We start from the raw sequence: 19,578 nt of genomic DNA, 5'->3' as shown, positions 1-19,578 counted from the left end.
AGGTCAGGTCCGGCGCCACCGGAGCACCTCGAGGGCTGCTCCCACGCTCACCACGTTTTCGGACAGGGGGCGGGGGAGCAGCTCGTCGGCGCGGGCCAGGCGGCGCAGCACGGTGTTGCGGTGGGTGTACAGCCGGTCCGCGGCCCGGGTGGTGCTGCACTGCTCCCGCACGTAGGTGAGGACCGTCTCGTGGGTGGCCGCGTCGGCGTGCAGGAGGTCGCCGAGCGTGTCGGCGAGGAACTCGTCGGCCTGCGTCGGCTCGGCGGTGAGCAGCGCGACGAGCTGCACGTCCTCGTAGCGGGCGACCTGCTGCGGCGAGGTGAGCCGGGTCAGCATCCGCTGCACCGCCGCCGCGTCCAGGTGGCTGCGGCGGAAACCGGCGACGTCCGTGCCCGGCCGGCCCAGGGCGACCCGCACGTCGGGATGGCCCGGCAACGACGGCAGCGGCGCGGTCCGGGACGGGAACCAGACCCACAGCGCGGCCGTCCCGGCCACCACGGTCAGGCGGTGCGTGGCGCCGGCCGCCCGCATCACCGTCTCCGCGGCGCCCTCCAGGTGCTCGGTCGCGCCCCACACGATCGCGGCGGTGTGCGGACCGGCCAGCCCGTACCCGAGCTGCGCCTCGGCCCGCGACCGGCTGATCGGCGCGCCCTCCAGGAGCAGCGTCACCGCCGCCCGGCGCTCCGCCGACGCGCCCCGGGTGAGCTCGGCCCGCTCCGCCTCCATCCGCCGCGACACGGCGGCGACGGTGTCGTCGATGAACGTGGAGATCGACAGCGCCGACGCGTCCAGCAGCTCCCGCAGCCGCACCGGGTCGGAGGTCAGCTCGAAGCAGATCTCCATCCACCGCCGCCACGCGACGCTCTGCGCCGTGCGGTACGCGTCCAGCCCGCGCTCGTCGAGCCCGCGGCGCACCAAGTCCCGGGCCGCGTCGAGGGCCTCGGCGCCGGTGTTCGCCGGCACCCGCCGCCCCGGATGCCGCACGTTCTGCTCCGCCCAGTGCAGCAGGTTGGCGAGGTTGGCCCGCTTCGTCGCCTCCGCCAGGACCGGGTCCGCGGCGACGGGCCGCATCCGGTCCCCGCCGAGCGCCGCCGCGTGCAGCTCCTCGATCCACTCCGCCCGCGGGTCGAGGGCGATCTCCGCGCCCCGGCGGAAGAGCTCCGCGACCTCCGGTGACAGCGGCGGCCACGGTACCGACGCAGCATTCTGCACCATGCGGCGAGTATTTCGGTGCACGTTGGACTGGCGCAAGGCCATGGTCGAGGCGCATCGTCGTGGTCATGGGCGAGGATCTCGATGTTGTGATCGTCGGGGCGGGCATCTCCGGCATCGGGGCGGGGCGCTACCTGACCACGCAACTGCCGGGCAAGACGTTCGCGATCCTGGAGGCCCGGGCCGCGTCCGGCGGCACGTGGGACCTGTTCCGCTACCCAGGCATCCGGTCCGACTCCGACCTGCACACGTTCGGCTACGAGTTCAAGCCGTGGCGGGACGAGGAGTCCATCGCCTCCGCGCCCAGGATCCTGCGGTACGTGCGGGAGACCGCCACCGAGAACGGCCTCGACGCCCACATCCGCTACCACCACAAGGTGCTCGGCGCGGCGTGGTCGAGCGACGAGGCCCGGTGGATCCTCGACGTCGAGCGCACCGACACCGGGACGCGGACGCGGATGACCGCCGGCTGGCTGTTCTGCGCCGGCGGCTACTACCGGTACGACGCCGGCCACACCCCGCACTTCGAGGGCCGCGAGCGGTTCGCGGGCCCGATCGTGCACCCGCAACAGTGGCCCGAGGACCTCGACTACGCCGGCAAGCGCGTCGTCGTCATCGGCAGCGGCGCCACCGCCGTCACGCTGGTGCCCGCCATGGCCGCCGGCGCCGCCCACGTGACGATGCTGCAGCGCACGCCGACGTACGTGATGCCGGTGCCGAAGAAGGACCCGATCGCCAACGCGCTGCGCCGGTGGCTCGGCGACGAGCGCGGCTACCGGGCGGCGCGCCGCAAGAACATCGCCCAGCAGCGCGCGGTCTGGCGCTTCTGCCAGAAGCACCCCCGCCTCGCCCGGCGGATCATCCGGCGGATCAACGTCAAGCAGCTGCCGCCCGGGTTCCCCGTCGACGAGCACTTCAACCCGCCCTACGGCCCCTGGGACCAGCGGCTGTGCGCGGTGCCCGACGGCGACCTGTTCCGGGCGATCCGTCGCGGCACGGCGAGCGTCGTCACCGACCGGATCGCCACCTTCACCGAGCGCGGCGTGCTGCTCGAGTCCGGGCGGGAGCTGGCGGCGGACATCATCGTCACCGCGACCGGCCTGCAGGTGCAGGCGCTCGGCGGGCTGCGGCTGACCGTCGACGGCGCGCCGGTGCACCTGCCGGACACGGTCGCGTACAAAGGCATGATGCTGTCCGGCGTGCCCAACCTCGCCTTCGCGATCGGCTACACCAACTCGTCGTGGACGCTGAAGGTCGGGCTGCTGTGCGAGCACTTCTGCCGGCTCCTCGCGTACATGGACGCCCACGGCCACGACGTCTGCCGCCCATCGCTGGGCGACACGCCGATGCCGACCCGGCCGTTCCTCGACTTCGCCGCCGGCTACATCCAGCGCGCCGTGGACCAGCTGCCCCGGCAGGGAGACCGCATGCCCTGGCTCACCTCCATGGACTACCACTCCGACGTGAAGCTGCTGCGCGACGGCCGCGTCGACGACCCCGCCCTGCACTTCTCCGAGGCTCCCGTGAAGGTGACCGCATGACCGAGGACCTGTTCGCCGAGCTGCCCGGCGGCACGACCATCTGCCACCGCGTCGAAGGCCCGGCCGACGGGCCGGCGCTGCTGCTGGTCGCCGGGCTCGGGCTGGACCTCACCTCGTGGCCGCGGCGGATGGTCGACGGGTTCACCGGCCGCGGGCTGCGGGTGATCACGCTCGACAACCGCGACACCGGCCGCTCCACGCGCGTCCGGGCCCGCCCGCCGGGCATGCTGCGGCAGCTGCTCGCCCGGCCCGTGCCCGGCGCGTACGACCTCGGCGACATGGCCGCCGACGTGGACGGGCTCCTCGGGCACCTCGGCGCCGGCCCGGTGCACGTGCTCGGCATGTCGATGGGCGGGATGATCGCGCAGACCCTCGCCGCCCGCCACCCCGCCCGCGTCGCCACGCTCACCTCGGTGTTCTCCACCACCGGCGACCGGCGGGTCGGGCAGCCGGCCCGCTCGACGCTGCTGCGGATGGCGAAGCGGCCGGCCCGCACCGCCGAGGAGGCCGTCGAACGGCACCTGTCGCTGCTGCGGCACATCGGCTCCACCACCGACTTCCCGCCCGACGTGGCGCTCGAACGCGCGTGGGTCACCGGCGTCTGGGACCGCGCCGAGGGGCGGCCCAACCCGGCCGGCGTCGCCCGGCAGATCGGCGCCATCCAGGCCTCCGGCGACCGCACCGCGGAGCTGCGCTCGATCACCGCCCCGACGCTCGTCATCCACGGCGACACCGACCGCATGGTGCACCCCAGCGGCGGCCGGGCGACCGCCGCCGCGATCCCCGGCGCCCGGCACGTCGAGATCGCCGGCATGCGCCACCACTTCGCCCCCGGCGTCATCGACCGCGTCGTCGACCTGACCGCCGACCACATCACCGCCACGGCAGGGGTCCGCGAATGAGCAAGGTCTCCGGCAAGGTCGCCGTCGTCACCGGCGCTGGCTCCGGCATCGGGCGGCAGCTCGCCGCCGAGCTCGCCCGGCGCGGCGCGCGGCTCGCCGTCAGCGACGTCGACGAGGCCGGGCTCGCCGCCACCGTCGAGGAGGTCAAGGCTCTCGGCGCGGAGGTGCACGCGGCGCCGCTCGACGTCGCCGACCGCGCCGCGGTGCTCGCCCACGCCGCCGCCGTCGCCGCGCACTTCGGCGTGGTGCACCAGGTGTACAACAACGCCGGCGTCGCGGGCGGCGGGCGCAGCGTCCTGGACAGCGACTGGGCCGCGTACGAGCGGACCATCACCGTCGACCTGTTCGGCGTCATCCACGGCACCAAGGCGTTCCTGCCGCACCTGATCGCCTCCGGCGACGGCCATGTCGTCAACGTCTCCAGCCTCAACGGGATCATGGCGCAGCCGGCGCTCAGCGACTACTGCGCCGCCAAGTTCGGCGTGCGCGGCTTCACCGAGGCGCTGCGCGGCGAGCTGCTCGCCGCCGGGCACCCGGTCCGCGTCAGCGTCGTGCACCCCGGCGGCGTCCGGACCAACATCGCCACCGCCGCCCTGGCGCACGCCCGCGGCCAGGGCGCCGACGTCACCGCCCGCGACGAGGCCCGCACCCGCCTCTACAACGAGAAGCTGCTGACGATGCCCGCGGACCGCGCCGCCCGCATCATCGTCGCCGGCGTCGAGGCGAACCGGCCGCGGATCCTCGTCGGCAACGACGCCAGGTCCGCCGACCTCCTCGTGCGGTGGTTGCCGCGCTGGTACCCGAGGCTGACCGCCCGCCTGGAGCGTCGCCTTTCCGCCGCCACCTGACCGCGGTTGCGCCGGGGTGGCAGAGTGCGAGCGTGCACGAGATCGTCACCTGGCTGCGGGACCTGCCCACCGGCTGGTTCGCGCTCCTGGCCCTGGCCGAGAACGCGGCGCTGGTCGGGGTCACCGCCCTGCTCGGGCACTGGGCGCTGAAGCTGCCCGGCGCGCACCGGGTCACCCCGCCGCCCGGCCCCGTCAGCCGCCTCGAGCTGGTGCTGGTCGCCGTCGCGACGGTCCTCAACGCGGCGGTCACCGTCGCCGGCTGGTGGCTGTGGCGCGCCGGGATCATCACGTTCACGCTGCCGCTCACCTGGCGGGCGCTGCCGGACCTCGTGCTGCTGCTGGTGGTCATGGACGTGTTCCTGTACGTCAGCCACGCGACCGCGCACGTGCGGTGGCTGTTTCCGCTCGCCCACCGGCTGCACCACGTCTTCGCCGACCCGCGGCCGATCACCCTGTTCGCGCTGCACCCGGTGGAGGTCGCCGGGTTCGGCGGGGCGTGGCTGGCGATCCTCGCCGTGCACCCGTTCTCGGCGTGGGCGGTCGCCGCGTACACCCTGCTCAACCTGCTCTTCGGGATCCTCGGGCACCTCGGGGTGGAGCCGCTGCCGCCGCGGGTGCGGGCCTCCGCGGTCTTCAAGTGGGTGGCCACGCCGGCCATGCACGCGGGGCACCACGCGACGCCGCGGTACAACCTCGGCTTCTACACGACGGTGTGGGACCGGCTCTTCGGCACGCTCGAACCCGGCTACGACGCCCGCCGCACGGGCGCTCCGGCCAGAACGCCTGTAGGCGACACAACGGGCATCGGCATCCCGACAGCGCCGTCCGCCGGATGATCCAGAATAGGTGCTCCACCCCCCTGAGACGGAAGAAGCGAACAGCCATGCGAGCCACCCGATCGATCGTCGCCGCCACGACCATGCTGCTCCTCGGCGTGGGGCTCGCCGCCTGCTCGTCGCAGTCCGACGACCTGGAGAAGCAGCTGACCAAGGCCGGCTACACGAACGTGTCGGCCGAGGCCGACTACGACACCGTGTACGACAAGAAAAAGAAGAAGAACGTCAAGAAGCTCGACGACTACGAGGCCGACGCGAAGGCCGGCAGCTGCAGCGTCGAGATCGAGCAGGACTCCGGCGACCACGACTACGTCATCGAGACAGTGAACGGCAAGGACGTCAACTTCAGCAACCTCACCGCCAGCGCCCTCATCGCCGAGCTCGCCAAGCAGAACGTCCGGTGCTGACCCGGGCGTTCCGCCCACCGGCGTATGGTCCGCCGCCGCCACACCGTGAGCGGCCGCGGCGGCTCGTCACGTGAGCCGCCGCGGCCGTTGCGCCGGTTCGGTTACTTGCTGCAGTACAGGGAGACCCCTGCGTACTGGGTGCCGCTGGAGTTCCAATTGGTGAACGTGGTCCAGATGCGGCGCGTCTCGGGTCCGTAGGACAGCACTGTCACGCCGGCGTCGCTGTTGTTGGAGGCGCCGCGCTGGAACGGGTAGGCGTCGGGGCGCACCCGCAGCGAGGAGGCCACGTTGTCGCCCGGGGGCGTCGTGCGCATGTCGGCGAGGTGTTCGTGCCGGCCAAGGCGCCTGTCGTGGTCAGCGTCGCTGCCACGTGCACGTCCTTGTGGGTGTCCACGCCGAGGATCACCTCCGCAGCGCGGGGATCGTGACTGAGGGCGATGTCCTCGGGCTACTGGTCCGGGCGCTGGGAGCGCTCGCCGAGGACATCCTTGTAGAGGGCCTCGCGGAGGGCGAGCTCACGCGGGTCGTCCCAGAGGTGGAAGCCGGCGCGGTTCATGGCGTACGCGAAGCCCACGCCCGTCTCCGGGTCGGCGAAGCCGAACGACCCGCCGGCGCCCGGGGTGCCGAACGCCCGGTCGCCGGCGGCGCCGAACCGCAGGCGCGGGAACGGTTTCAGGTAGCCGAGCGAGAACGCGGTGTCCACGCGCAGCACCACGTCGCGCACGCCACCGGCCGGCGGCGCGGCCGGGCGGGTCAGGGCGTCCAATGTCGACGGCGTCAACCCGAGGGTGGTGCCGCCGGTGGCCGCGTCGCCGTAGGCGCGGGCGACCGCGCGGACCTCGCCGGTGCCGTTGGCCGCGGGCAGCTCGAGGCGGCGCACCTCGGGCAGGTTGTAGTTGCCGATCTCCGACAGGACCTTCGGGTTGGCGAACGACCGGGCGGTCACGCTGCGCGGGTTGAGGAACCCGAACACGAACCCGCGCGGCATCGTGCCCAGGTGCAGCAGGAGTTCGGCCGGGCGGTACCCGTGCAGGAACGCGATCCGGTCCGGGTCGACGGAGTCCGGCACGCCGACGTGGAATTCGACGCCGAGCGGCGCGGCGATCTCCTCGGCGAAGAACCGGCCGAGCTCGGCCGGAACGTCCACCGTGAACACCATCGCGGGCCTCCTGTGGGCTGACAGTACACCTGTTTCAGCACAATGGGTGCAGGAAGTTTGCGCCTAGGCTGACGGGGGTGGAGCACTTCCCGGGGCTGACGCCGTTCGACACGCTGCGCACCCACGCCGCGGCGGGCGGGCACATCACCACGACCTGGTTCGCGACGGCATCCCCTCCGGCCGAGGTGTCGCTCTGGTACGAACAGCGCCTCCTCGACCACACGGTCCAGGCCCCCGGCGACTGGACCCGGGTCGAGGTCCGTGACGGGCTGCGCCGGCTCCACGGGGTCACCGTGCACCCTCCGGAGGCGCTCCCGGCCGGCCCGCGCCCGACCGCCCCGGTCCCACCGGCCACGCGGACGGTGGTGCGGGTCGACGAGGGCGCGCTCCCCACGATGACGGCACCGGTCCAGCCGGTCGCGCGCCTCTCGCTGCTGCAACGGATCAAGGTCAGGCTCACCACGCTGCGTTGACCGGCCGCTCGTACTTTCGGTCAGACCTGCCAAGTGGCCGATCCACCCTGCGGGTGTATGCCGCTTGCGTCCGAATGGTGCGTGTTGCCGCACTGGGAGTTTGCTGGGAGATTCCCCAGGTCCGTCGTCGATCACAGAAGAGGACCGCATGAAGCTCCGGGGAATCGCCAGGCTCGCCGCCACGGCTGCCGCCGCCACCGCACTGCTCGTCGGCGGGCTCGCCGCCCCCTCGTCCGCCGCGGCCGGCGACGACCTCGGCGACATCGACTTCCCCGGCGCGGCGCTCGTGTTCGAGGAGCCCGTCTACGCCGCCACCGCGCCGACCAAGGGCTGCGCCGGCATCGACACCGGCAAGGCCGTCGCCGACAAGGACGGCTGGCTGTTCGACAAGCCCGAGGGCCGGTGGACGGACCTGCAGTACATCTTCCTGTTCATCAAGAACGGCGGCCAGACCTTCGACGACATCGTCCCGATCGTGCTCGACGCCGACGGCGTCTACACGTTCGTCGAGAGCGACCCGACCGCGCTGGCCAAGAAGCTGACGACCAAGGCCCTCAACGGCAAGACCGCGAAGGTCGACCTGCCGACCGCACCGGCCCCGGCCGGCGTCTCCGGCTCGCTGGTCGACGGCGGCGGCTGGCTGAAGACCCCCGCCGGCTGGGCCCTCGCCGTCGGCATCGCGCTCACCGACCCGCTGCAGCAGGGCACGTTCAACCTGGTCCGGGCCTGCGCCGCCGCCGCGGAGCCCACCAGCCCGGCCTCCCCGAGCCCGGTCGTCCCGAGCTCCCCCGCCCCCGGCGCCGGCCCGCAGCTGCCGGTCACCGGCACGAACGTCTGGGTCCTCACCGGCGCGGGTGCCGCGCTCGTCGCCGCCGGCGCGTTCCTCTTCGTCGCGTACCGCCGCCGCCAGCGGGTCAAGTTCGTCGCGTAACGCCAGTCAGTCCAGGGCCGTCGTGCGGGGTCGACCCCGCGCGGCGGCCCTGTCCGTCGCGGCGCACACGGCGGTCAGCGCGGTGAGGAACAGCGCCGCGGCGAGCAGGATGCGCACCTCGGGGTAGGTCGGCGGGGGCAGCAGCGCGGCGCTCGCCGCGACGAGGCCGGCCAGGACCGCCACCGACATCCGCGCCAGCCACCGCCCGGCGCCGGCCCGGTCCACCACGTCGCGCACCGTCACCACGAGGGCCGCGCCGGCGACGGCGGACGCGCCGGCGATGGTGAGCCACGGGGTGCCGAGGTCCATGGCGTACCGGATGGGCAGCGCCGGCACGAAGAACAGCGCCGCGAACCAGGCCAGCCCCGCCGAGACGGTCCGGATCCCGGGGCCCGGCTCGCGGGGCGTCCCGGCCCGGCGGGTCAGCCCGCGGGCGAGCGCGAGGACGCCACCCGCCGCGGCCGCGACCGGCAGCAGGCGCGGCAGGTGGCCGAGGTTGTAGAGCAGCGCGGTGTCGTACACCACCAGCACCAGCACACCGAGCGCGGCGGCGGACCCGACCGCGAGGAGCACCTCCACCCCCGACGCCGGCGCCCTGCCGGTGAGCCGCGGCGGCCGGCGGGTGAGCAGCGCCGCCGTCACGACGCAGGAGGCGGCCCGCAGCACGAGGTCGTCCGTCGTGTACGGGTTGCGCAGCCCCCACTCGACGAGCCCGAACACCACGGAGTACGCGACGCAGGCGGCCCACAGCACCGCGGGCGCGGTCAACGCCCTGGCCCGGACGGGGTCCAGCCACCGGCACACGCACAGGTAGGCGAGGATCACGAACGGCAGCTCGAGGAACGCCTGCACGCGCAGCACGCTGAACTCGAGGACCTCCGGCGCGGGGAACGCGTCCGCGACGGCCCGCACCGCCGCACCGCCGGCGAGGTCGAACCAGCCGGGCGGCAGGTGGCGGGCGATGAAGGCCGGGTCGCCGCGGTGGACGCGCAGCACGTACACCGTGAACAGCGCCTGGTTGAGATAGATGGCCGCCACCGTAAGCGCCAGCCAGAAGCCCGGGCCGCGGCCGCCGCCGCGGCGGGGCCCCGGCTTCCGACCGGCGCGCAGGACCAGGGGCACGCCGGCGAGGACGGACGCGGCGACGAGCAGGTCGACCCCGGCGCCGACGCTGATCATGTCCGTACGGTAGCCGAACGGAGGTTCACCGGCGAACACCGGTGATTTCGCCGATACGGACGGGGCCGGGAGCTGCACACACTGACACCCATCGAAGTTACGAAGGTGTTTCGAGAGGAGTGCAGCGTTGCGAACCATCCTGCTCAGGCTGGCCGTCGTCCTCACGCTCATGGGTGGTGGGGTCGCGGCGGTCGCCAGTCCGGCGGTCGCTGACGAGATCGGCCAGGCACCCACCGCCGCCAACATCACCGGCAACGGCAGCTTCGCGACCACGTCCGAGAGCATCTCCAGCCTGGTCTCCGGGTTCGGCGGCGGCCGGGTGTACTACCCGACGGCCTCCGGCAAGTACCCGGTGATCGCCGTGTCGCCCGGGTTCACCGCCACCTGGTCGAGCCTCGCGTGGATCGGCCCGCGGCTGTCGTCGTGGGGCTTCGTGGTCGTCGGCATCGAGACGAACAGCATCTACGACCAGCCCGGCAGCCGCGGCAACCAGCTCCTCGCCGCGCTGAACTGGGCCGTCAACTCCTCGTCCTCCGCCGTGCGGGCCCGCGCCGACGGCAGCCGTCGTGGCGTCGCCGGCCACTCGATGGGTGGCGGCGGCACGCTGGAGGCGCTCGCCGCCGACACCAGCGGGCTGGTCAAGGCCGGGGTGCCGCTCGCGCCCTGGAACAGCGACAAGACGTGGAACAACGTCAGCGAGCCGGTCCTGATCGTGGGCGGCCAGTCCGACACCATCGCGCCGGTCTCCAGCCACTCGCTGCCGTTCTACTCGACCCTGGCCGGGCCGAAGACGTACGTCGAGCTGACGGGGGCGAGCCACTTCTTCCCGCAGTCGACGAACGCGACGACGTCCCGCGCGCTGGTCTCCTGGTTCAAGCGCTGGCTCAACCAGGACTCCCGGTTCACGCCGTACACCTGCGGCTTCTCCGGGCTGGCGGTGTCGGACTTCCGCAGCAACGCCTGCTGACCCACCCGTCACGACGTCCCCGGTGTCCGTTCGGGCACCGGGGACACCCGTGTCAGCCCCCGGCCATCGCGCCGACTCAGCCGCCGGCCATCGCGCCGATGATGAGCAGCGGTTCGCTGCCGCTGGCGACCCGCTCCGGCAGCGGCGCGTCCGGGGACTCGTTGGAGAGGTCCTCCTCGCAGCCGTACAGGCGGACGAACGCGCGACGCCGGCCGCTGGCCCGGTCCCGGATGGTGCCGCGCAGCACCGGGAAACGCTCCTCCAGGGCGTCCAGGACGAGGCGCTGGGTGACCGGCCCGTCGAGGTCGAAGCGCACCTCGCCGTCGACCTTCGCCAGCTGCCGCAGGTGCGCGGGGAGCACGACGCGGATCATGGCAGCGTCTGCACCTCCACCGACAGCACCGCCGGAAGGTCCCGCACGATCGCCGACCAGCTGTCACCGCCGTCCGGCGACACGTACACCTGCCCGCCGGTCGTGCCGAAGTAGATGCCGCCGTCGTCGAGGGTGTCCACGGCCATCGCGTCGCGGAGCACGTTGACGTAGCAGTGCTCCTGCGGCAGGCCCTTACCGAGCGGCTGCCACTCGTCGCCGCCGGTGCGGCTGCGGTACACCCGGAGCCTGCCGTCGGGCACGTAGTGCTCCGAGTCGCTGGTGATCGGCACGACGTAGACCGTCTCGGGCTCGTGCGCGTGCACCGCGATCGGGAAGCCGAAGTCCGTCGGCAGGTCGCCGCTGATCTCGCGCCACTGCCCGCCGGCGTCGTCGGTGCGCAGCACGTCCCAGTGCTTCTGCATGAACAGCACGTCGGGGCGGGACGGGTGCATCGCCAGCCGGTGGACGCAGTGCCCCACCTCGGCGTCCGGGTCGGGGATCTGCCCCGACACGAGACCGCGGTTGATCGGCTGCCACGTCGCGCCGGCGTCGTCGGAGCGGAACGCCCCGGCCGCCGAGATCGCCACGAAGATGCGGTCCCGGTTGACCGGGTCGAGGATGATCGTGTGCAGGCACATGCCGCCGGCGCCGGGCTGCCAGCGCGGGCCGGACTCGTGCGTGCGCAGGCCCGTCAGCTCCTGCCACTGGTGCCCGCCGTCGGTCGAGCGGAAGAGGGCGGCGTCCTCGGCGCCGGCGTAGACCGTGTCGGGGTCGTCCCGGGACGGCTCCAGGTGCCAGATCCGCTTGAACTCCCACGGGCGCGGGGTGCCGTCGTACCAGAGGTGGTCGCCGACCTTGCCCTCGTAGGTGAAGTCGTTGCCGACCGGCTCCCAGGTGGCGCCGCCGTCGTCGGAGCGCTGGATCAGCTGGCCGAACCAGCCGCCTGACTGCGACGCCCACAGCCGGTCGGGGTCCGCGGGTGAACCGTTGACGTGGTAGACCTCCCAGCCGCCGAAGTGCGGCCCGTCGATCCTCCAGTCGCGTCGCGCGCCGTCCGCGGTCAGGACGAACGCACCTTTGCGTGTTCCCACCAGCACTCTGACACCGGTCATGGTTCGCATCCTGCCACCAACGACGGCTCCCGCAAGCGGGGTTCACCCACTTGCGGGAGCCGTATCGCGAGGGTCAGCAGACCGGGGTGCCGTTGCACATCCGGCTGGCCGCCTTCCGGGCCAGCGCCGTGCCCTGGTCGGCGAGGGACGGGCCGCCGAAGGTGAACTGGGTGACCAGGTCGCCCTGCCGGACGACGATGAGATCGCCGACCCAGCCGTCGCCGAAGTTGTACTCGATCCGCAGCGAGTCCTGCCCGGCGAAGCGTTGCGCCTTGATCCTGATCCCCTTGCCGTTGCCGGGCTGGCACGCCGCGATCTTCGCCCGCAGGTCGTCGAAGTACTGGGCGGCGGTGCCGGGCTTGTGCCGGGCCACGTACTGGCCGACGCTCTCCGCGCTCTGCCCGGTGCCCTTGTGCACACTGCGGTCGCGCCGTTCGATCTGCCCCGGCACCCGGCTGCCGCTGCAGCCGATCGCCGAGAACACGAACTCGGTCGTCCAGTCGCCGGAGCCCAGGTCGGTCTCGGGCGCCACCTTGAAACCGGTGCCGAGGTCGGACGGCTGCAGGAACAGGCTGTCGATCAGCGCCGTCGGCTCGACGGCAGGCTGCGACGACGCGCTCGTCGAGGAGGCGCCGGTGGTAGGGGCGGCCGGGGTTGTCGGCGCCGGCTGCGACGGCGTCGCCGACGGTGCGGCGGTGGGCGAGATGCCGGGCTGGACGTGCTTCTCCGGGCCCCGGCCGGCGAGCGCCACGCCGCCGACGACCATCACCACCGCGACCGTCGCGGCCGCGAGGGCCGCGGCCCGGGTCCGGCGGGTCCGGGTGCGGGCCCGGTCCCGCACGGTGCCGGTCGGCGCCCACGGGACGGCTTCGGTGTCGTCGAACAGTGTCTGGAACAGCGGGTCAGGCATTGGTGTAGTCCCCCGTCAGATCCGTGCCGAGCAGCCCGGCGAGCGTTTTCCGACCGCGGACGAGCCGCGTCTTGATCGTGTTGGCGGGCACGCCCGTGTGGGCGGCCACGTCCGCGACCGTCAGGTCCAGCAGGTGGTGCATGACGATCGCCTCGCGGTCCGACGTCGGCAGCTGCCGCAGCGCGCGGACGAGCGCGACGGTGTTCTCGCTCGGCGGCTCCGCCTCCGATCCGGCGCCGTGGCGGCGGTGGGCCGTCAGCGCGTTGCGGGCCTTGCGCCAGCGGCTGACGCACAGCCGGTACCCGACGGTGCGGACCCACGCCTCAGGATCGTCGTAGCCGCGGATCGTCGACCAGCGTTGCCACGCCCGGACGTACGCCTCCTGGGCGGCGTCCTGGGCCTCGTTCCGGTCGCCGGACATGGCGTACAGAAATGTCATGACCCGTTGCCGGGTCCCCCGATAGAACTCTTCGAAGCCGTCTTCCTCGGCCAACCCCGTGCTCCCCTCCGGCATCCACTTGAAGGCAACACCCGCCGGAGGCCGGCGCGGTTGACCCCCGTGCCGTCAATTCTTGGACAAACGCAAGCCCGGGCACGCACGTCGATGTGCGTACCCGGGCTGTCAGCCCATCCTGGCGCCCGCGGCACGGCCGGACATCGGCGAAATCACCGGCCTACGAGACGACCTTGGCGAGCTCGGTGCGGGAGCGGACGCCGAGCCGGGTGAAGATGTTGCGCAGGTGGTGGTCGACGGTGCGCGGGCTCAGGAACAGCACCTCGGCGACCTCGCGGTTGGTGGCGCCGCCCGCGACCAGCTCCGCGATGCGGGCCTGCTGCGCGGTGAGCGCCGCCCTGGTGTCCTCCGGCGCCGCCGCGGCCACGTGGTCGCCGGCGGCCCGCAGCTCGGCGGCGGTGCGCTGGGCCCACGGCACCGCGCCGAACTGCTCGAACGTCGCCAGGGCGCGGCGCAGGTGCTCGCGGGCCGCGGCCGGGTGGCGGCGCCGGCGCAGCTCCTCGCCGTAGAGCAGCTCGGTGCGGGCCCGGGCGAACGGCGAGTCCCCCGCCAGGTGCAGCCGGATCGCCTCGCGGAAGCGGTCGTCGGCCTCGTCGTCGGTGTCGGCGAGCAGGGCGTGGCAGCGGGCCGAGAGGGCGAGCCAGGTGGGGTTCGCGGTGCTGGAGGCCCAGACGTCGTACGCGCGCAGGATCTCCCGCGCGGGGGCCCGGTCGCCGCAGCGGGCGACCGCCTCGATCAGTGTCGGCGTCGCGGGGATCTGCACGCCGAGGTGCCCGCGGCCGCCCGCGGTGCGCATGACGCCCCAGAGCCGGCCGGCGGCGTCGGCGTACCGGCCCTCCGCGACGTCGAGCAGCGCCGCGGCCCACACGCACATCGCCCGGGCCTGGCTGTCGACGTCGACGCCCGCCCTGGCCCGGCACCTGCGCGCCCACGCCTGGCTGGCCGGCCCGTCGCCGAGCATGCCGAGCACGACGGCGAGCATGCCGCGGCAGTTGTCGGCGACCGTGTCCTGCCCGGTGGCGGCGGCGAGCCGCTGCCCCTCGGTCGCGGTCGCCACGGCGAGGTCCAGGTCGCCGAGCGCGAACGCGGCCGTCGCGGCGAGGTCGAGCGCGTGCGGCACGGTGACCCGGTCGCCGGCCCCGCCTGCGAGCCGGGCGGCGCGGACCGCGAGCCGGTACGCCTGCTGGTCCTCGCCGATCAGGATCCCGGCGCCGGCCGCGCGGACCAGCGTCGGCGGGTCGTCGACCGCGGCGGCCAGGTGCAGGACCCGCCGCATCGGCTCACCGGCCCGCGCCGGCTCACCGGCGAAGATCGCGGCGAGCCCGGCGAGATGTTCGAAGAGCAGCACGGCGCCGGCCGGGTCGCCGGGCCTCCTCAGCCGCAGCGCCCGCTCGGCGAGCGCGCCGAACTGGTCGTGCCGCCCGGTGGCGAGCAGCGCCTCCCCGGCCAGCATGAGCGCCCCGAGGCTGCGCTGCCGGTCGCGCGCGATGAGCCGCCCCGCCGCGGCGATGAGGGTGTGCTGCTCCCCGCCGCTCGCCCCGGTGCGCAGGTCGATCTCGCCGAGCAGCAGCTCCCGCTCCGCGTGCAGGTGCTCTGGCACCCCCGGCCCGAACACCGACCGCAGCAGCATCCTCGCCTGGTGCGGCTCCCCGCCCCGCCACGCGAGCCTGGCCGCCGCCAGGGTCCGCTCGGCCGCCAGCACCGCCCCGCTGGTGAGCACCGCCGCATGCCGCAGCGCCGTGGCCGCGAGCGCCGGCGGGACTCCTTCAGCGGCGGCGGCGAGTGTACCGGCCAGCCCATCGTCAAACCCGTCGGCGACAGCGGCCCGGTGCAACGCGGCAGTCAGAACGCCGAGCGCCGCAGCGGCCGTGGAATCGGCCGGCGCCGCAACAGACGCGGAAGCGGACGGCATCACGGCGGATGGCGGCGGGGCCGAACCAGCGGCCGTTGGCGGCGCAGCTGACGTGGAAGCGAGTGGCGGCGCGGTGGATGTGCGGACCGGCGTCACGGCAGCCGCGGTGGCGGGCGGGGCCGCTTCGGACGTGGAAGCGGTGGGCGTGGCGACGGGTGGCGGCGCTGGCGGAGTGGCGACCGGTGACGGCGCGGTGAGTGTTGGAGCGGGTGGCGGCCCGCTGAAGGTCAGGGCGGGTGGCGGCCCGCTGCAGGTTGGGGCGGGTGGCGGCCCGCTGGAGATCGGGGCGGGTGGCGGCCCGCTGCAGGTTGGGGCGGGTGGCGGGGCGAGGGTCAGGGCGGCGAGGCGGTGGTGGGCGGTGTGGCGGTCGGTGAGGGTGGCCTCGGCGTAGAGGACTTGGGCGAACAGCGGCGGCGCGAAGCGGATGAGGTCGGCGTCGATGTGGATGAGCTCGGCGTCTTCGGCGGGGGTGAGGTCGGCGGGGTGGTGGCCGGCGGCGAGCAGCGGGGCGACGGGGCAGGTGGGTGCGCCGGCGGTGGGGTCCTGGGGGCCGGTGAGGGCTGCGGTGGCGGCCAGCAGCAGGGCCCGGCGGGTCGGCGCGGGCAGGGTGCGGAGCACGGCGCGGTACTCGCGGCGCAGCGGGCTGTCCCGGGGCAGCGTGGCGGGCGGGGCGGCCTGCCCGCGGCGCTGCTCGGCGGTGAGGGCGGCGGCCAGCTCGGCGAGGGCGCGGGGGTTGCCGGACGCCATCCCGGCCAGGACGCCCGCCACGTCGCCGGCGAGGTCGGGCAGGGCGGCGGTGAGCAGGTCGCGGCTGTCGCGCAGGTCCAGGGGCGCCGGCCGCCGGACCGGCAGGCCGGCGAGGGACGCCTCGGCGCCCGGGCACGCGGGGGTGTCGCGCAGCGCGAACAGGAACGCGATCCGGTCCCCGCCCGCCCGCCGGGCCGTCACCGCCAGGGCGTCCAGCGACGGCTTGTCCAGCCACTGAGCGTCGTCGATCCGGCACAGCACGGGTCCGCGCGCCTTCGCCGCCAGGGCCCGCAGCGCGGCCAGGGTCGCCATCCCCGCGGCAAGCTGGTCCGGCACCGCGCCGCCCTGCCGGCCCGCATCCCCGCGCCCCGAACCCGGCGCCGAGCCCAGCCTCGAAGCCGAAGCCAGCGCCAAACCCGAAGCGGAAGCCGGTCGGCAGCCATCGCGCGACGCCGGATGCGGCGGGCGCCCGTCGAGCGGTGGGCGGTGGGACGGCGGGCAGCCGGCGAGCAGGCGGTGCAGGCCGGCGTACGGCAGCGCCGCCTCCGCCGGGCAGCCGGTCACCGCCAGCGCGACGGCGGCATCGTCAGGGGCGTCCGCGAGCAGGGCGGTCCTGCCGATGCCGGCCGGGCCGGCGACGACGAGGGCGCCGCCGTGCCCAGCGGCCGCGGCGGTCAGCAGGGCGGCGACGGCGGCACGGTCGGCGTCCCGGCCTCGCAACGAAACTTTCTGCACGGTCGATGCACTAACCATGTCAGCCAGTGTTACGCCTCGGTAACACCAATGGAAGAGGCAACGACGGCCTTGCGCAGTTCCCGTTTCAGGACCTTGTGGCTCGGGCCGAGCGGCAGCGACTCCACGAACCTGACCTGGCGCGGGTACTTGTGCCGGCCGAGACGCTCCTTCGACCAGGCGATGAGCTCGTCCCCCGACGGCACGGGAGACCCCGGCACGACCACCGCGCAGATCTCCTCACCGTGCACCGGGTCGGGCACGCCGATCACCGCCACCTGCGCGACCCCGGGATGGCGGGCCAGGACCTCCTCGACCTCCCGCGGGTACACGTTGAACCCGCCCCGGATCACGAGGTCCTTCTTCCGGTCGACGATCGTGACGAACCCGTCCTCGTCGACCGTGCCCAGGTCGCCGGTGCGGAACCAGCCGTCCACGACCGCCAGGGCGGTGTCCCCGGGCCGGTCGAGGTAGCCGGAGAAGACGTTGTGCCCGCGCACGACGAGCTCGCCGAGCGCGCCGGGCGGCAGCAGCTCGATCCGCTCGTCGACGGCGGCGTCGGCGACCTGGACCTCCACGCCCCAGACCGCGTGGCCGACGGTGCCGGCCCGCGTGCCGAAGTGCGGCTGGTTGGTGGTGGCGGTCGGTGAGGTCTCCGACAGCCCGTACCCCTCGAAGATCGACGTCGCGAAGGCCTCGTTGAACCGCTCCAGCACCGCGACCGGCAGCGACGCACCGCCGGAGACGCACAGCCGCAGCCGTGGCAGGTCGGTGCGTCCCGCGGCGGCGTCGAGCAGCGCCAGGTACATGGTCGGCACGCCGTGGAACACGTCCACACCCTCGGCCACCATGAGGTCGAGGGCCGCCGGGCCCGTGAAGCGGGCCAGCATGACGAGGGTGGCGCCGAGGCGGAAGGTGCCGTTCATGCCGACGGTCTGCCCGAACGTGTGGAACAGCGGCAGGCACCCGAGCACCACGTCGGAGGGGCGGGCGTCGTTGGCGTCGAAGACGTTGACGGTCGCGTTCATGACGAGGTTCAGGTGGGACAGCACGGCGCCCTTCGGCTGTCCCGTGGTGCCGCTGGTGTACAGCACGACCGCCGGGTCCGACGGGTCCCGCGACGCGTAGGAGCGCAGCGGCTCGGCGTCCAGGAGCGACGAGGGCGCCACGACCGGGATGTCGAAGTCGCCGGCGGCGACGGCCGGGTGCGCGACGAGCAGCCGCGCGCCGCTGTCCCGCAGCGTGTACGCCACCTCCGCCGGCGTCAGCAGCAGGTGCACCGGCACGACGACGGCACCGAGGGCGAGGATGCCGTAGTACGCCCGCGGGAAGTCCACCGTGTTCGGGCACTGCAGCGCGACCCGGTCGCCGGGCCGCACCCCGAGGTCACGCAGGGCACCCGCGACGGTCAGCGCCTCGCGCCACAGGTCGGCGTACGTGACCCGGAGGTCCCCGTCCACGACGGCCGTGCGCCGCGGGTACCGGCGAGACGACTCGGCAAGGATCGCCGCGACCGACAGCGTCGCGGTCATTCCGCCGCCTCCGGCGTCGGCCTGACCCAACACTGCATCCATGATGAGCGGCCCGAGCCGCTTCGCTGGCCGCTCATGCGAGATGCCCGCCGATCTGGGTGTAGCCGCGCAGCAGGTCCCGCGCGATGATCATGCGCTGCATCTCGTCGGTGCCCTCGAAGATGCGCAGGAGCCGCACGGAGCGGTACCAGCGCTCGATCGGCAGCTCGCGGGTGTACCCCATGCCGCCGTGGATCTGCATGACCCGGTCGACGACGTTGTTGACCATGTTCGCGCCGTACAGCTTGGCCATCGACGACGTGTGGCGCGGGTCGATCCCCTGGTCGACGGTCCACGCGGCGCGGAGCACGAGCCAGCGGGCCGCCTCCAGCTCGACCTCCGAGTCCGCGATCATCCACTGGATCGCCTGGTTCTGCCCGATCGGCCGGCCGAAGGTGTGGCGGGTGTTGGCGTGCTCGATCGCCATGCGCAGCGCGCGTTCGGCGATGCCGAGGGCGTGCGAGGGGATGATGTAGCGGCCCTTGCCGATCCAGCGCATCGCGAGGTCGAAGCCCTGCCCGATCTCGCCGAGCACGTTGCGGCCGGGCACGCGGACGTCGTCGAAGACCAGCGACGCCGGCCCGCCCTCGCCCATCGTCTGGATGAACCCGGAGCGCCAGCCCATCGCCCGGTCGACGAGGAACGCGGTCGCGCCGCCCTTGCGGACGTCCTTGTCGCGATCGGTGACGGCGATGACGATCGTGAAGTCGGCGTCGTTGCCGTTGGTGATGAACGTCTTCTCGCCGTTGAGCACCCAGTCGTCGCCGTCGCGGCGGGCGGTGAACCTGATGTTCGCCGCGTCGGAGCCCGCGCCGGGCTCGGTGATCGCGAAGCAGGAGATCCGCTCGCCCTCGATGGTCGGCACGAGGTACTCGCGGCGCTGCTCGTCGTTGGCGAAGTACAGGATGTTGTCGGCCTCGCCGCCGAAGCGGAACGGCACGAACGACCGGCCGACCTCGGTCCAGACGAGCGACTGCAGCACCGCCGGCAGGTCCATCCCGCCGTACTCCTGCGGCGTCGACAGCCCCCAGAACCCGAACTGCTTCGCCTTGAGCTGCAGCTCGCGCAGCTCGCTGCGGTCCAGGCCGGTCCGGTGCTCGCGCTCGCGGCGCAGCACCTCCTGCTCGAGGGGCTCGACCTCCTTGTGGATGAAGGTCCGGGCGGTGTCCCGGACCGCCTTCTCCTCGTCGCTGAGCGAGAAATCCATCGCTTTCCTCTCCTATTTGCACTTCGAGTGCACTAATCTTCGCCG

The 19,578-nt window shown here is 73.7% G+C and carries 19 protein-coding genes; 8 read left to right on the top strand and 11 right to left on the bottom strand.

What is annotated here, in order from left to right; all coding sequences use genetic code 11:
- Nucleotides 1-3: 3 nt before the first annotated feature.
- A complete protein-coding gene (locus tag ABZ321_RS13320; protein WP_354891059.1) occupies nucleotides 4-1,215 on the bottom strand; it encodes a PucR family transcriptional regulator in 1,212 nt (403 codons plus the stop codon).
- A 59-nt stretch (nucleotides 1,216-1,274) separates the two neighbouring features.
- Here ABZ321_RS13320 and ABZ321_RS13315 point away from each other — a divergent pair, with 59 nt between their 5' ends.
- From ABZ321_RS13315 to ABZ321_RS13295, 5 genes are read left to right on the top strand one after another with little or no spacing between them, the layout of a single operon-like run.
- The gene (locus ABZ321_RS13315; RefSeq protein WP_354891058.1) at nucleotides 1,275-2,753 is read left to right on the top strand and encodes an NAD(P)/FAD-dependent oxidoreductase; all 1,479 of its coding nucleotides are present in this window, start codon (nucleotides 1,275-1,277) and stop codon (nucleotides 2,751-2,753) included.
- On the top strand, nucleotides 2,750-3,655 hold the full coding sequence (locus ABZ321_RS13310) for an alpha/beta hydrolase (protein ID WP_344501943.1): 906 nt from the start codon (nucleotides 2,750-2,752) through the stop codon (nucleotides 3,653-3,655). The genes ABZ321_RS13315 and ABZ321_RS13310 overlap by 4 nt, the downstream gene beginning before the upstream one ends.
- Nucleotides 3,652-4,503 carry an SDR family NAD(P)-dependent oxidoreductase gene (locus ABZ321_RS13305; RefSeq protein WP_354891057.1) on the top strand — a complete coding sequence of 284 codons (852 nt, stop codon included), beginning with the start codon at nucleotides 3,652-3,654 and terminating at the stop codon, nucleotides 4,501-4,503. The genes ABZ321_RS13310 and ABZ321_RS13305 overlap by 4 nt, the downstream gene beginning before the upstream one ends.
- Nucleotides 4,504-4,535: 32 nt before the next feature.
- Nucleotides 4,536-5,339 (top strand): sterol desaturase family protein, encoded by an 804-nt coding sequence (locus tag ABZ321_RS13300; RefSeq protein ID WP_354891056.1) that lies wholly within the window; start codon nucleotides 4,536-4,538, stop codon nucleotides 5,337-5,339.
- A gap of 47 nt (nucleotides 5,340-5,386) precedes the next feature.
- Nucleotides 5,387-5,746 carry a hypothetical protein gene (locus ABZ321_RS13295; protein ID WP_344501940.1) on the top strand — a complete coding sequence of 120 codons (360 nt, stop codon included), beginning with the start codon at nucleotides 5,387-5,389 and terminating at the stop codon, nucleotides 5,744-5,746.
- 101 nt (nucleotides 5,747-5,847) lie between these two features.
- On the opposite strand, the gene ABZ321_RS13290 is transcribed toward ABZ321_RS13295, so the two are convergent.
- A complete protein-coding gene (locus ABZ321_RS13290; protein ID WP_344501939.1) occupies nucleotides 5,848-6,060 on the bottom strand; it encodes a hypothetical protein in 213 nt (70 codons plus the stop codon).
- Nucleotides 6,061-6,194: 134 nt separating this feature from the next.
- Entirely contained in the window at nucleotides 6,195-6,905 is a 711-nt protein-coding gene (locus tag ABZ321_RS13285) for a serine hydrolase (protein ID WP_354891055.1), read from the bottom strand.
- A gap of 77 nt (nucleotides 6,906-6,982) precedes the next feature.
- On the opposite strand from ABZ321_RS13285, the gene ABZ321_RS13280 reads away from it, so the two are divergent.
- Nucleotides 6,983-7,378, top strand: coding sequence for a hypothetical protein (locus ABZ321_RS13280; RefSeq protein WP_354891054.1), 396 nt, complete (start codon nucleotides 6,983-6,985; stop codon nucleotides 7,376-7,378).
- A 148-nt stretch (nucleotides 7,379-7,526) separates the two neighbouring features.
- Nucleotides 7,527-8,309, top strand: coding sequence for an LPXTG cell wall anchor domain-containing protein (locus tag ABZ321_RS13275; RefSeq protein WP_354891053.1), 783 nt, complete (start codon nucleotides 7,527-7,529; stop codon nucleotides 8,307-8,309).
- Between the two features lie 6 nt (nucleotides 8,310-8,315).
- Here the strand turns inward: ABZ321_RS13275 and ABZ321_RS13270 are convergent, their stop codons facing one another.
- Complete coding sequence (locus tag ABZ321_RS13270) at nucleotides 8,316-9,488, bottom strand: hypothetical protein (RefSeq protein ID WP_354891052.1); 1,173 nt, start codon at nucleotides 9,486-9,488, stop codon at nucleotides 8,316-8,318.
- A 127-nt stretch (nucleotides 9,489-9,615) separates the two neighbouring features.
- On the opposite strand from ABZ321_RS13270, the gene ABZ321_RS13265 reads away from it, so the two are divergent.
- Entirely contained in the window at nucleotides 9,616-10,455 is an 840-nt protein-coding gene (locus ABZ321_RS13265) for an alpha/beta hydrolase (RefSeq protein WP_344501933.1), read from the top strand.
- A 76-nt stretch (nucleotides 10,456-10,531) separates the two neighbouring features.
- Here the strand turns inward: ABZ321_RS13265 and ABZ321_RS13260 are convergent, their stop codons facing one another.
- The 7 genes from ABZ321_RS13260 to ABZ321_RS13230 form a co-directional block, all read right to left on the bottom strand.
- On the bottom strand, nucleotides 10,532-10,828 hold the full coding sequence (locus ABZ321_RS13260) for a MoaD/ThiS family protein (protein WP_354891051.1): 297 nt from the start codon (nucleotides 10,826-10,828) through the stop codon (nucleotides 10,532-10,534).
- On the bottom strand, nucleotides 10,825-11,940 hold the full coding sequence (locus ABZ321_RS13255) for an exo-alpha-sialidase (RefSeq protein ID WP_344501931.1): 1,116 nt from the start codon (nucleotides 11,938-11,940) through the stop codon (nucleotides 10,825-10,827). The genes ABZ321_RS13260 and ABZ321_RS13255 overlap by 4 nt, the downstream gene beginning before the upstream one ends.
- 73 nt (nucleotides 11,941-12,013) lie before the next feature.
- Entirely contained in the window at nucleotides 12,014-12,850 is an 837-nt protein-coding gene (locus tag ABZ321_RS13250; RefSeq protein ID WP_354891050.1) for a hypothetical protein, read from the bottom strand.
- Nucleotides 12,843-13,343, bottom strand: coding sequence for a SigE family RNA polymerase sigma factor (locus ABZ321_RS13245; protein WP_354891049.1), 501 nt, complete (start codon nucleotides 13,341-13,343; stop codon nucleotides 12,843-12,845). The genes ABZ321_RS13250 and ABZ321_RS13245 overlap by 8 nt, the downstream gene beginning before the upstream one ends.
- Nucleotides 13,344-13,524: 181 nt before the next feature.
- A complete protein-coding gene (locus ABZ321_RS13240) occupies nucleotides 13,525-16,776 on the bottom strand; it encodes a LuxR C-terminal-related transcriptional regulator (RefSeq protein WP_354891048.1) in 3,252 nt (1,083 codons plus the stop codon).
- An 11-nt stretch (nucleotides 16,777-16,787) separates the two neighbouring features.
- The gene (locus ABZ321_RS13235) at nucleotides 16,788-18,287 is read right to left on the bottom strand and encodes a long-chain fatty acid--CoA ligase (protein ID WP_354891047.1); all 1,500 of its coding nucleotides are present in this window, start codon (nucleotides 18,285-18,287) and stop codon (nucleotides 16,788-16,790) included.
- 73 nt (nucleotides 18,288-18,360) lie between these two features.
- Nucleotides 18,361-19,533, bottom strand: coding sequence for an acyl-CoA dehydrogenase family protein (locus ABZ321_RS13230; protein WP_354891046.1), 1,173 nt, complete (start codon nucleotides 19,531-19,533; stop codon nucleotides 18,361-18,363).
- Between the last annotated feature and the right edge of the window lie 45 nt (nucleotides 19,534-19,578).

This window comes from Dactylosporangium sp. NPDC006015, assembly GCF_040614215.1.
Taxonomy (GTDB): Bacteria; Actinomycetota; Actinomycetes; order Mycobacteriales; family Micromonosporaceae; genus Dactylosporangium; species Dactylosporangium maewongense.
Note: the sequence above shows the minus strand (reverse complement) of the source record. Positions and strands in the feature narration are given on the sequence as shown.

What these genes read in the sequence shown, in the direction of transcription:
- ABZ321_RS13320 (WP_354891059.1), bottom strand. Translation starts at nt 1,215, where the DNA reads ATGGTGCAGAATGCTGCGTCGGTACCGTGGCCGCCGCTGTCACCGGAG.
- ABZ321_RS13310 (WP_344501943.1), top strand. Translation starts at nt 2,750, where the DNA reads ATGACCGAGGACCTGTTCGCCGAGCTGCCCGGCGGCACGACCATCTGC.
- ABZ321_RS13305 (WP_354891057.1), top strand. Translation starts at nt 3,652, where the DNA reads ATGAGCAAGGTCTCCGGCAAGGTCGCCGTCGTCACCGGCGCTGGCTCC.
- ABZ321_RS13295 (WP_344501940.1), top strand. Translation starts at nt 5,387, where the DNA reads ATGCGAGCCACCCGATCGATCGTCGCCGCCACGACCATGCTGCTCCTC.
- ABZ321_RS13290 (WP_344501939.1), bottom strand. Translation starts at nt 6,060, where the DNA reads ATGCGCACGACGCCCCCGGGCGACAACGTGGCCTCCTCGCTGCGGGTG.
- ABZ321_RS13285 (WP_354891055.1), bottom strand. Translation starts at nt 6,905, where the DNA reads ATGGTGTTCACGGTGGACGTTCCGGCCGAGCTCGGCCGGTTCTTCGCC.
- ABZ321_RS13275 (WP_354891053.1), top strand. Translation starts at nt 7,527, where the DNA reads ATGAAGCTCCGGGGAATCGCCAGGCTCGCCGCCACGGCTGCCGCCGCC.
- ABZ321_RS13270 (WP_354891052.1), bottom strand. Translation starts at nt 9,488, where the DNA reads ATGATCAGCGTCGGCGCCGGGGTCGACCTGCTCGTCGCCGCGTCCGTC.
- ABZ321_RS13260 (WP_354891051.1), bottom strand. Translation starts at nt 10,828, where the DNA reads ATGATCCGCGTCGTGCTCCCCGCGCACCTGCGGCAGCTGGCGAAGGTC.
- ABZ321_RS13255 (WP_344501931.1), bottom strand. Translation starts at nt 11,940, where the DNA reads ATGACCGGTGTCAGAGTGCTGGTGGGAACACGCAAAGGTGCGTTCGTC.
- ABZ321_RS13250 (WP_354891050.1), bottom strand. Translation starts at nt 12,850, where the DNA reads ATGCCTGACCCGCTGTTCCAGACACTGTTCGACGACACCGAAGCCGTC.
- ABZ321_RS13240 (WP_354891048.1), bottom strand. Translation starts at nt 16,776, where the DNA reads ATGGTTAGTGCATCGACCGTGCAGAAAGTTTCGTTGCGAGGCCGGGAC.
- ABZ321_RS13235 (WP_354891047.1), bottom strand. Translation starts at nt 18,287, where the DNA reads ATGACCGCGACGCTGTCGGTCGCGGCGATCCTTGCCGAGTCGTCTCGC.
- ABZ321_RS13230 (WP_354891046.1), bottom strand. Translation starts at nt 19,533, where the DNA reads ATGGATTTCTCGCTCAGCGACGAGGAGAAGGCGGTCCGGGACACCGCC.